The organism is Pantoea sp. NPDC088449, assembly GCF_044753225.1.
GTDB lineage: Bacteria > Pseudomonadota > Gammaproteobacteria > Enterobacterales > Enterobacteriaceae > Pantoea > Pantoea floridensis.
In genome coordinates this window covers 1,689,967-1,700,878 of the sequence record NZ_JBIVMT010000001.1, presented here as the reverse complement: position 1 = coordinate 1,700,878, position 10,912 = coordinate 1,689,967, and the positions used below count along the sequence as shown (strand labels likewise).

The following is a 10,912-nucleotide window of genomic DNA, read 5'->3' as shown; positions in this document are numbered from 1 at the left end:
AACGGGGCCGATTATGATTTACGTTATTATTTATGGACGCTTTAGCGGATTAATACTCTGAAATGCTTTTTTCATCACATTATCCCTTCTGACGCATCAATATTGCGCGCTTATCAACCCTTTGAATCCGCTATTTAGCCGAGGCTTACGCCACCAGCCGTAATAAAATAGGCTCAGGCTGGCGGCGTCCTGCTGCCGTGGTATTACAGGTATTGATTCCATGATCTTTGCACTTATCCTGGTTGTTATCCTTATTACATTGCTGGTATTAGTTCAGGCGGGGATTATTCCGCGCTTTATTAAATATGAAGGTGAGCGGCTGCGCTCCCAGGTCGATGAGTTAGCAGAACAACTGCGCGGCCAGCTCGATCGCGTTGAGGCCCAGCAGCGCTCTGTGACCGAGAGCGTGGTGACACTGAGAAGTTACACGCTGGATAAGCCGCTGGCGGGCAATGGCTTGCTGGATGATGTTTCCGGTAGCGAACGCCACTTCTTTAATGCGCTGGTGCGTGAGTTGAGCGATCGTCTCGGCGGTCGTATCTGGATTGTTGAAGATACCGGCCGCATTGTGGGCGATGCCGCAGGCGCCGCAGGTCAGCACTCACTCAGTGAAGGTGATTTGCCGATGGCGATTCCCTTACGTTCGCTGCTGGCGCAAAGCGGTGAGGCGCTGCGCCACACCACTTTTCGCAGTGCCAGCGGTGAGCACACGCTGATTGTGCAGCCGATCGTTGAAACGCCGTGGATGCTAGCCATCGATGTGCCGACGCGTCGCCTTGGCGAGCGGCCCGACATCCCGCTGCACAAGCCGTGGCCGCTGGCGGTGATGGTATTAGTCTCGACCTTAACGCTGCTGCGCAGCCTCAATTTGCATCTGGCGCGTATGAATGATGAGTTGCCGACCCTGCTGCGCCATGAGGTGCCGGCGGTGCGCGATCAAAGCGCCCAGCTGCCACCGCTGATGCAGGAGATTGGCGAGCAGATGGCCGTTATGGCGCGCGCGGCGATCCGCGTTGGCCAGCAGAATGAAAGCCTGCTACAAACACCGGAGGCCAACGCCAATCGAGTGGCGATGCTGGCCGACAGCGTTGCCGGCATTGTGCAGACGCTGCAGGGGTTGCAGGAAGCCGCCTCGGTGATTGCAGACAGTTCCGGCGCGCTGGTGCAACTTGCCAGCCGGGCTTACAGTTACTCACTGCATCAGGAAGAGAGCATTTTTGCCGTGGAAGCACGCAATCTGGCGCAGCGCTGCGCCCGCTCTTCGAAAGAGCTGCGCGCACTGATTACCGATGCCATTATGCAGGCGCAGGGCGATACGCCGCTGCAAAATAACAGTGTGCTGATTGAGGAGGTGTATTCCTCGGCGAATACGCTGCTGCAGCGCACCAACGGCTAAAGACCATGGCCAGCGCTAAATAGGTTTGCGCGCGTGTTGCATTAAAAACCCTCCAGCGGAGGGTTTTTTTATGGGCGCAATTCGTCCAAGGCCCGTTTTCTTTTAATCAATGAAAGGTTTTGTGCGGGGGATTGGGGCGCTTATTTCCTGTTCGCCATCAATGGCGTAAAGCCGTGCAGTTAGGCGCCGTTTTACATCACCGCACCTTCTGTAGCGGCGCGATTTATCGCGCAATGCATTGCGCCATCAGGTCGTGCTCCTGCAGTCATTATCGTTTTCGCAGGTTGCACCGTCGTATCAGGCATGGGTATTTCGTAGGGTGCGCATTAATGCGCACCAGGCAGTGCGCGGTAATATCAGGCACGGTCGTTTCGTAGGGTGCGCATTAATGCGCACCAGGCAGCGCGCAGTAATATCAGGCACGGTTGTTTCGTAGGGTGCGCATTCATGCGCACCAGCAAAATCCCACAATCATCGCGCAAAAAAAAGCCCTCCGCGACGGGAGGGCAAAAGATGCATGTAAGTGCAACTTAATGTGAGGTGTACAGCGTTATTTTATTATTAACGCAGCAGGCTCAGTACGTTCTGTGGAACCTGGTTAGCCTGGGACAGTACGGAAACACCGGCCTGCTGCAGGATGTTAGAACGGCTCATTGCTGAAACTTCAACAGAGAAGTCTGCATCCTGAATACGTGAACGTGCTTCAGTGGTATTGATCACGGTGGTGTTCAGGTTAGCGATGATAGAGCTGAAACGGTTCTGAATCGCACCCAGATCCGCCTGGAAGTTGGTCACCTGAGTCAGCGCACCGTCCAGGGTTTCCAGCAGAGAATCGTTCGCTGCAATTTTCACTGCCTGAGCATCAGCTGCGCGTACTGGGGTAGCATCGATCTGCGGAACACCGTTTGTGTCCATGGTGAACTTCTGAACATCATCTCCGCTAACGGCGTAGTAAGAGTTCGGGTTTTTATCATCAGCGATGATTTTGATGCCGCTGGTTTTCGCGTCCTTACCAAACGCTGCTTGAGAAATTTCTTCCAGCTTCGCCGCGTCGAGTTTGAACTTCGCGCCACCTGCTTCAGTCAGCTCGCCGCCTTTTTTCACGTTGCTCAGGCTGGTCAGAGCACTTGGACCACTTTTTAATACATCCGCATCCAATTCACTCAGTTCAGCACCTTTCGCAACGGTATTAATCAGAGAAGGATCGCCTGCGGTTGGGTTATCCTTAAAGCTGATCTCGAGCTCATACGTTTTGTTTGTCGCGGTGTCAGTGGCGAAGAAACGCGTATTGGTGCCTTCAGTCACGGTTGTAACTTCGACTTTAGTATTATCTGTCTGACCAATTTTAGCACCAATCTGGGTGATTTCGCTGTTAGCTAATACGAAGTCTTCAGCTTTACCTACTGCAATGCTAGCGTCTTTAGCAAGAGGGCTACCCGCCGCCTTGAACTGTGAACCCTTCATCGCCGAAGACTGCAGCTTAGCGAACTCAGCGTCGAAGTCGTCCAGGTTCAGGGTTTCCAGGTCCATTTTGGTCAGGTCGATATTGATGGTCTGGCCATCTTTGTCGCCGATCTGAATGGTCAGTGCATCTTTAGAACCGTCCAGCACGTTAACGCCGTTGAAGTTAGTGGTTTCAGAGATACGCTTGATTTCGTCCAGACGGGCAGTGATCTCTTTCTGGATTGACGCGCGGTCATCAGAAGAGTTGGTGCCGTTTTTCGCCTGTACGGTCAGTTCACGGATACGCTGCAAGTTTTCGGTCACTTCGTTCAGCGCGCCTTCAGTGGTCTGCGCCAGTGAGATGCCGTCGTTGGCGTTACGACCAGCCTGAGTCAGGCCACGGATAGAAGAGGTGAAGCGGTTAGAGATGGCAAGGCCAGCGGCATCATCTTTCGCGCTGTTGATACGCATACCTGAAGAGAGACGCTCGATAGCAGTACCCAGAGAAGTCTGTGATTTGTTCAGGTTGTTTTGAGCCATCAAGCTCAGTGAGTTGGTATTAATGACCTGGGCCATGATCGAATTCCTTTATAAAGTTAATTTTAAGAACTGCTGCTGAGAAATATGCGTCTGTTGTTGCGCATACTCCATTCATCGGTGGGCAGGAAAATCACATAAATATTTTTTTGAATTTTTTATTAATGCCAATAAATAGCAACAGAAATGCCGCCAATTATACGACTAGCGCCAGCTAATTCCTTAATAAGCGGCAAAGTGTGTATTTTATCGACGATAGCGTTGTTGCGGCGAATGTAAAAAATTAAACTTATTCCCTGAAATTCCGATGGGAAAAGAAGAACACTTCTTATATTGCTTACAGGAACCTTATTATGGCGATTGCACCAATTTCTGGCTTGGGTGGATCCGGACTCGATATTCAACAACTGCTGGGCCAGCTTGAAGCCGCAGAAAGTAAAAAGCTTAACCCCTATTTACAGAAACAAAACAGTTATAGTGGCCAGCTCTCTGCCTGGAGCAAGATTTCCAGCTCGCTGGACGCATTAAAAACCAACCTGGGTAAACTGCAGGATGAAGGTTTTAATGGCGTCAGCATTGGCGATAACAAAGCCTTTAAAGCCACCGCAGGTAAAGGCGCCATTCCTAACAGCTACTCCGTGGCGGTGGCGCAGTTGGCCAAGTCGCACAAAATTGGTTCAGCCGCGCAGGACACCAACGATGCGCAATTGGGCGACGGCAGCGACACGCGCACCTTAAAAATCACCGTCGGTGAAGGTCAGCCGATGGAAGTGACGCTCAAAAATGATGAGACATCGCTGGTGCAGATCGCGAAAAAGATCAATGCCCAGAACGGAGACGTCAACGCCACGGTGATGGCGGCGGAAGGCGGCAAGTTCAAACTGGTTGTCACCTCCAAGAAAACCGGTAGTGAAGGCGAGATTAAGATGGAGGTTAGCGGGGATGATACGCTGGCTGGCGTGCTGGATTATGGTCCAGGCAAAACCTCCGGCATGGAAGAAATGACCAAAGCGCTTAACGCCAAGATGTACATTGACGGAGAGCTTGTAGAGCGTAGCTCAAACACTATTACCGATGCCATTGAAGGCATTACGTTTGAACTGCGTGAAGTCTCCGAAATTACCAAAGATGGCGGCGAAGTTGAAAAGAACGAATATAAGCCTGAAACCCTCGCGGTAACCGCCGACACCTCCAAAGTCAAAAGCATGATTGAGGAGTTCGTCAAGCAGTACAACGCCTTCCTCAGCACTGCTTCCAGCGTGAGCGTTTATAAAGAGCCTACCAAGAATGACGGCGAGCTGGCACAGCAAAACCCCAACAACGGCGCGCTGTTTGGTGATGGCACGCTGCGCCGCTTAAGCAGCCAGCTGAAATCAACGGCAGTGGGGAGCTATAGCGATATCAGCAAAGTTTTCCCCTCGCTGGGTAGCCTGGGCATTAGCGTTAAATTTGATGAATTTAAAGCGGGCCAGGAGAGCACCGGGACGATGGGCACGCTCACCATCGACAGTAAAAAGCTCGAAGAAGCGCTGAAAAACAACCCGAAAGAGGTGGAAGCGCTGTTCCTCGGCAAAGATGGCGCCGAAGGCCTGAAAGGCAAGATGGACGGACTGTTCAAAACCTATCTGGGCGATAACGAAGGTTACCCGAAAGTTGAGGGCGCTATTGCCACGGCGAAAAAAGGCATTGAGGCCCAGGATAAGCGTAATGAAAAGCAGATCAGCCGTATTGAAGATCTGATCAAGCAAAGCCTGGCGCGCAGCCAGAAAGAGTTCATCCGTCTCGATAAAGCGATGACAGAAATGAATAACATGAGTACCCAGCTGCAGTCTGCGCTGCTCGGTATGATGAACAGTTAATCCCCTAATTCCCGGGCAGCGCGTCTGCCCGGCAGGACAAAATGATGTACAGCAAAACCGGCAAGAATGCCTACTCTGATGTTTCCCTCGACAGCCAGGTTTCTGGCGCCACGCCGCACCAGCTCATCACCATGCTGTTTGACGGTGCGATAAATGCGATGCGCCGCGCTGAAATCTATTTTCAAACTGGCAACGTGGCGCGCCGCGGAGAGATGATTTCACGCGCGATCAACATTATCGACAACGGCCTGCGTTCCGGGCTCGACCACGACATCGGTGGCCAGATTTCCGCCGATCTTGAGCGTTTATATGAATACGTTTCACGCAGCCTGCTGGAAGCCAGCGTCAATAAATCAGGCGAGCAGTTGCCGCACCTGATCACGCTGATGGTTGATTTGTCTGAGACGTGGAAAGCCATCGAACCGCAAGCACGTCAGGTGAGCCATGCAAAATAAGATAATGGCGCAGATTATGCAGCTGCAGGAGGTAAACCAGCAGCTGCAAGCGTTGGCCAGTAAAGAAGAGTGGGCGGCATTTAGCGAGCAGATCGGTGCCTATTTAGCGCAGATGCAGGCGTTATGCCAGCGCGATTTTACGCAAGAGCCGGAGACGCTCACTGCGCAGCAGCTTGCGGCGCTGCTGGCAGAAGATGCCCAGCTGCGCACTCTTATCAAATCCCGCCTCTCTATCCTCAGCCAGGATATGTCCGCAATGCGCAAATCGCGCAGCTCTTCCCAGGCGTATAACGCCGTTTAATTCTTGTCAGTTACCGGCGTGCGGTCGCCGTTGATGGCGTAATGCCGATCGGTTAGCGCCGTATCAAATCACCGCACCTTCCGTAGCGGCGCGATTTATCGCGCAATGAATTGCGCCGCTACGGAAGGTGCTCTCGGTAATTTCATGGCTTATTATCAATGGCGACCCTAAGGTTTCGTAGGGTGCGCATTCATGCGCACCTGCATATACGCAATTTATTGCGCGCGTTGCCTACCGGGATAGTGATTATTCTTTTACGCCGGGCAAAAAAAACTCGCCGTGAAGGCGAGTAAATAAACATCCAGAGGTCAGGAAATCAGATACTAATATTGTATTTGCGTCCGCTCGGCAGATTATTGGATTCTCCTGCGGGGCCATAAAGTGTGCTGGTATTGTGGCCGACTTTCTCTACCACTTTTTGCATTTGCTGATTCTTCTTCATATGGCCTTGCAGCAGATGTTCCACTTGTAAATTAAGTGATTTGGTAATGCGCACGCGTTCGCTTACCAATTGCCAGCAGGCAAATAATTTGCTGTGTTGATGGTAGGGCGCTTCAAGCGCAGACTGCTGCTCCTGCTGGCGACGCAGTTCATCATAATATTGAATGGTCGACAGCAGCTGACTTTTATTATCGGTCAGGATTTGCAGTGAAACCGGGTTTATCTGCGTGCGATTTAGCTGATTGACTTCCTCAATCATAATCGCCTCTAGTTCGTCCAGAGACGTTTTCATCTGTGTCAAAATAGGAAAAAGCTTTTCCATAACTTAAAAAGGCCTGCAATTATTAAAACTGAAAGAGTTCCTGCACCAGCGATTGCGCTATTTTCTCGGGCTCAATCGGCATTTCGCCTGCGGCTAATGCGGCACGGATTTCAGCAACGCGCGCATAATTTACGTCGCGGCTGTCGTTGGTTTGAATCTGTTTGGTCAGCGCACTCAGGGTGACTTCGGTTTTATCCGCCTTTGCGCGGCCAGCAGATGACGGTTCATTATTCTGCGTCTGTGAGCGGGTGCGCATATCCTGCGTGGCGGCGATCGTGTTAATCGCTGCGGTTGCTTTGGTGCTTTCAATACTCATATTCATCCTCGCCAGTTTTAGGTGTGCCACTGCGTATAAACTAGTCATCGGTGATTGGCGAAAAAACTAAAATTATTGTTGTAAAAAAATCGTCACCTGGCCGTCTTCGTTCACTTTGCCATTGATTGTACGACCATTATTAAGCCGAACTTTTAACGTATCGTTGACCGCCGCGTTGTTCATTGCCTTGCCCTGGCTGCGAATACGCAGGCCCGCCGAGGTGGTGACCAGGTCAACGGTTTGTCCTGAGCGCAAGCGCCACTGCTGGCGCAACTGACTCTGTACTAACGGCTTTCCCAGCGCTAACCCCCGGGTCAAACGCTGACCCACAATCTCATTGGCTTCAAACACGAGTCCCAGCGGTTGCCCCTCCAGATTTCCCGTTACGCGCTTAATATCGCCTGGCTGGATGATGTCACCACCGGCCAGATCGTGGGCGGCCACCCACCAGCTGCCCTGGGCGCTGATGCGCACCGGTAAGTAGTGATTGCGCTTGCCGCAGTTGGCGATCACCGTGCGCTTGCCGGTCAGGCGCGTATCGTGTCCCGCCAGTCGCAGCTCCGGGTTTTCACATAACACCGCCAGCTGCTGTGGCGTGGCCAGCAGCTCCACGGTGCGCACGATGTCAGTGTTCACTTCCACCTGAGGTGAAAGCAGCGCATCCAGGCGCGTTTGCAGCCGCTCAATGGCGGAGGGCGTATCCGGCACGCTGGCGATTAACGGCAGCGAACAGCAGGCCAACGCGGTAGCGAAGATATTTACAAGAGGGATTTTCATCCGGGGTGCCTTAAATATAAAAAGAAAACGTGTGCTGTATTCAGCGTGATTAAATTATAACCGCTGATGCGTTGCTTTTAATGCGGTAAATGGCAACACCTTTGTCGCCATTTACTCGCTTCATTCCTCTCAACCCGCATTGCTTTATTTTATGAGTCTAAATGCGTTTATTTCTGTCGACTCTTCGCAGTGTGATAATTCACCGCTGCTGTCTACACTATCGCCGGTAAAATAATCTGTAGCAGGAGCCATCTTTAATGGTCAATAAACTGGACGACGCGTTTCGTTTTCAGCAGCAAGCGCTGGGTTTACTCTCGCGCCGCCAGGATATCCTGGCATCAAATATTGCCAATGCCGACACGCCGGGTTATCAGGCGCGTGACATTGATTTTACAAAGCAGTTAAAAAACGCCATGGATAATCAACAAATGGCGAAATCACCGGTCTCACTGGCATTAACGTCAGACCGGCATATTGCAGCCAAAGGAAAATTAATTGACGACGATCAATTAATGTATCGCATTCCGGATCAGCCGAGTGCCGATGGTAATACCGTGGATATGGACCGCGAGCGCGTTAATTTCGCGGATAACGGCGTGAAATATCAATCCGGGCTGACCTTCCTTGGCGCGGATATTAAGAAAATGATGACGGTATTAAACCAGGGGTAATGATCAGTGTCACTTTTCAGCATATTTGATATTTCCGGCTCAGCGATGGCGGCGCAATCACAGCGCCTCAACGTTAGCGCCAGCAACATGGCGAACGCCGACAGCGTCGTCGGTCCAGACGGCCAGCCGTATCGCGCACGTCAGGTGGTGTTCTCGGTGGAGGCACAGGCCGGTCAGGATGTCGGCGGCGTGCGGGTGAGTGACGTTGTGGAGAGCAGCGCGCCGGATCGCATGGTGTATGAGCCGGGTAATCCGCTGGCCGACCAGCAGGGCTATGTGCGCATGCCCAACGTCAACGTGGTGGATGAGATGGTGAACACCATCTCCGCCTCACGCAGCTATCAAGCCAACGTAGAAGTGATGAACTCTGCTAAGAGCCTGATGCTGAAAACCTTAACCCTTGGCCAGTAAGGACTGAGCACATGGTTTCTGCAGTAAATAACAGCATTAACACAGCATCATCAGGCAACGGCAGCGCCGCCGCCGATTTATCCGACAGCTTTATGCAGCTGTTGGTGGCACAGATGCAAAATCAGGATCCCACCAATCCCATGGACAACAACCAGCTCACTTCACAGCTGGCACAGTTCAATACCGCAGCGGGCATCGAGAAGCTGAATACCGCAGCGCAAAATATGCAGCAGACGATGATTTCGCTGGGAAGCATGAATGCGGCGTCATGGGTTGGGCGTAGCGTGCTGATGGAAGGGGATCCTAAGGTGACCGTGGGCCGCAATAACGAAATTCTGCCGATCGCCGATACGAACGCGACGCCAGAGTCTCAAGACTTCAACTTCTACCTGAAGAACGATGCTGACACCGTCACCGTGACGCTGACCGATGCGGAAGGCAATGCCTACACCGCAGATCTGAAAAACGTTAAGGCGGGCACCAAGAAATTCAGCCTCGACGATCTGAAAGAATTCAAACCGGCTGAACCCGCACCTGATACCGAGTACACCGTCACTTTCAGCGCCAAAAAAGGTGAGGACACCGTTGATGTCACTGGCCTGACGGCAGAGACGGTCGCGGGTGTGACCTTAACCGACGCAGGCCCGTACCTGCACCTGGTGGGTCGCGACGACATGGTTACGCTGGCCGATATTTTTGTCATCCAATAATAATCCCTCTTACTTTCTGGAATTTCATTATGAGTTTTTCTCAGGGCCTGAGCGGCCTCAATGCAGCATCTAAAGCGTTGGACGTGGTAGGCAACAACATCGCCAACTCCCAGACCGTTGGTTTCAAAGCCGGTTCGGTTTCATTTGCCGACATCTTCGCCGGTACCACCGGTTTGGGTGTGCAGGTTGCGGGCATCAACCAGGACTTCAACAGCGGCAGCCTCGCATCAACCGGACGCGATCTGGATATCGCGATCGATGGCAAAGGCTTTTTCCGTTTTGTGAACGAGGGCGGCAGCGTGTTCTACGGCCGTAACGGCCAGTTCAATACCGATGAAAAGGGCAACGTCATCAACAGTTCCGGCATGTACCTGACCGGCTACCAGGCCACGGGCACACCGCCGAAAATTGAGCCAGGCGCGCCGATTGGCCCGATCCGCATTCCTACCGATGATATGCAGCCGGAAGCCTCAACCGCCGGCACGCTCACGGGCAATCTGAAAGCTGATGACGATAAGGTGATCACCAGCGCCTTTGATGCGGAAGACCCAAGCACCTATAACTTCGTCAGCCAGATCGAAGCCACCGACAGCCTGGGCAGCAAGCACACCGTCAAAGTCTATTTCGTCCAGACCTCGCCGGGCGAGTGGAAAGCCTATGCGGGTGATGAAACGTCACCCCGGATGGACACGGGTTCACCGCCGAAGCCTATCTATTCAGAGATGCAGCTGAAGTTTGATGCCAGCGGCAACCTGATCCCTGGCACCACCGTCCCCGCTGGCGGCGTCATGAACATTACGGGTGCTGCGCTCAACGGCGCCAACGCACTTAATCTGCAGCTTGATTTAAAAGCGCTGACGAAAAATGCCAGCGACAGCCTGGTGAAACTCGGCGAAATCGATGGTCAGGCACCGGGTAAATACCAGAACTTTAAGATTGGCGATAACGGCGAAGTGGTTGCCACTTACAGCAACGGTAAGCGTCAAACCGTGGCGCAGATCGTGCTGGCCGATTTCCCCAATACCAGCGGTTTGCAGTCGGAAGGTAACAACGTCTGGTCAGAATCATCGAGCTCAGGTCAGCCGTTCCTCGGCGCGTCCGGCACCGGCAGTTTTGGTGACGTCAACGGCAGCATGCTGGAGCAGTCGAATGTCGATATGGGCGCGGAGATGGTCAACATGATCGTTTATCAGCGTAACTACCAGTCGAACTCGCAAACCATTAAAACCCAGTCTGAGCTGTTGCAGACGCTGGTTAACCTGCGTTAAGGACG

General features: G+C 52.5%; 12 protein-coding genes. 8 read left to right on the top strand and 4 right to left on the bottom strand.

Features of this window, described 5'->3' with window-relative positions; genetic code table 11:
• The first annotated feature begins 220 nt into the window (after nucleotides 1-220).
• On the top strand, nucleotides 221-1,396 hold the full coding sequence (locus ACIP6T_RS08130; RefSeq protein WP_400456311.1) for a methyl-accepting chemotaxis protein: 1,176 nt from the start codon (nucleotides 221-223) through the stop codon (nucleotides 1,394-1,396).
• A 561-nt stretch (nucleotides 1,397-1,957) separates the two neighbouring features.
• Here the strand turns inward: ACIP6T_RS08130 and ACIP6T_RS08125 are convergent.
• A complete protein-coding gene (locus tag ACIP6T_RS08125; RefSeq protein ID WP_400456309.1) occupies nucleotides 1,958-3,415 on the bottom strand; it encodes a flagellin in 1,458 nt (485 codons plus the stop codon).
• Nucleotides 3,416-3,729: 314 nt separating this feature from the next.
• Here ACIP6T_RS08125 and fliD point away from each other — a divergent pair, with 314 nt between their 5' ends.
• Genes fliD through ACIP6T_RS08110 form a run of 3 tightly spaced genes read left to right on the top strand, consistent with a single transcriptional unit; the run spans nucleotide 3,730 to nucleotide 5,991 of the window.
• On the top strand, nucleotides 3,730-5,235 hold the full coding sequence (gene fliD / locus ACIP6T_RS08120; RefSeq protein WP_400456307.1) for a flagellar filament capping protein FliD: 1,506 nt from the start codon (nucleotides 3,730-3,732) through the stop codon (nucleotides 5,233-5,235).
• A 44-nt stretch (nucleotides 5,236-5,279) separates the two neighbouring features.
• On the top strand, nucleotides 5,280-5,690 hold the full coding sequence (gene fliS / locus ACIP6T_RS08115) for a flagellar export chaperone FliS (protein ID WP_400457109.1): 411 nt from the start codon (nucleotides 5,280-5,282) through the stop codon (nucleotides 5,688-5,690).
• On the top strand, nucleotides 5,680-5,991 hold the full coding sequence (locus tag ACIP6T_RS08110; protein WP_400456305.1) for a flagellar protein FliT: 312 nt from the start codon (nucleotides 5,680-5,682) through the stop codon (nucleotides 5,989-5,991). The genes fliS and ACIP6T_RS08110 overlap by 11 nt, the downstream gene beginning before the upstream one ends.
• A gap of 316 nt (nucleotides 5,992-6,307) precedes the next feature.
• Here ACIP6T_RS08110 and ACIP6T_RS08105 read toward each other — a convergent pair whose 3' ends face one another.
• The 3 genes from ACIP6T_RS08105 to flgA all read right to left on the bottom strand — a co-directional run bounded on the left by ACIP6T_RS08105 (nucleotide 6,308) and on the right by flgA (nucleotide 7,847).
• Entirely contained in the window at nucleotides 6,308-6,754 is a 447-nt protein-coding gene (locus tag ACIP6T_RS08105) for a flagella synthesis protein FlgN (protein ID WP_097096824.1), read from the bottom strand.
• Nucleotides 6,755-6,776: 22 nt separating this feature from the next.
• Nucleotides 6,777-7,070 carry a flagellar biosynthesis anti-sigma factor FlgM gene (gene flgM, locus ACIP6T_RS08100; RefSeq protein WP_097096825.1) on the bottom strand — a complete coding sequence of 98 codons (294 nt, stop codon included), beginning with the start codon at nucleotides 7,068-7,070 and terminating at the stop codon, nucleotides 6,777-6,779.
• Nucleotides 7,071-7,142: 72 nt separating this feature from the next.
• Nucleotides 7,143-7,847: a flagellar basal body P-ring formation chaperone FlgA gene (gene flgA, locus ACIP6T_RS08095; protein ID WP_400456302.1), complete on the bottom strand. Its 705-nt coding sequence runs from the start codon at nucleotides 7,845-7,847 to the stop codon at nucleotides 7,143-7,145.
• A gap of 257 nt (nucleotides 7,848-8,104) precedes the next feature.
• On the opposite strand from flgA, the gene flgB reads away from it, so the two are divergent.
• Genes flgB through flgE form a run of 4 tightly spaced genes read left to right on the top strand, consistent with a single transcriptional unit; the run spans nucleotide 8,105 to nucleotide 10,907 of the window.
• Nucleotides 8,105-8,518, top strand: coding sequence for a flagellar basal body rod protein FlgB (gene flgB / locus ACIP6T_RS08090; RefSeq protein ID WP_097096827.1), 414 nt, complete (start codon nucleotides 8,105-8,107; stop codon nucleotides 8,516-8,518).
• A 6-nt stretch (nucleotides 8,519-8,524) separates the two neighbouring features.
• Nucleotides 8,525-8,929 carry a flagellar basal body rod protein FlgC gene (flgC, locus tag ACIP6T_RS08085; RefSeq protein WP_097096828.1) on the top strand — a complete coding sequence of 135 codons (405 nt, stop codon included), beginning with the start codon at nucleotides 8,525-8,527 and terminating at the stop codon, nucleotides 8,927-8,929.
• A gap of 11 nt (nucleotides 8,930-8,940) precedes the next feature.
• Entirely contained in the window at nucleotides 8,941-9,639 is a 699-nt protein-coding gene (locus ACIP6T_RS08080) for a flagellar hook assembly protein FlgD (protein WP_400456300.1), read from the top strand.
• 29 nt (nucleotides 9,640-9,668) lie between these two features.
• Nucleotides 9,669-10,907: a flagellar hook protein FlgE gene (gene flgE / locus ACIP6T_RS08075; protein ID WP_400456298.1), complete on the top strand. Its 1,239-nt coding sequence runs from the start codon at nucleotides 9,669-9,671 to the stop codon at nucleotides 10,905-10,907.
• The last annotated feature ends 5 nt before the right edge of the window (nucleotides 10,908-10,912 follow it).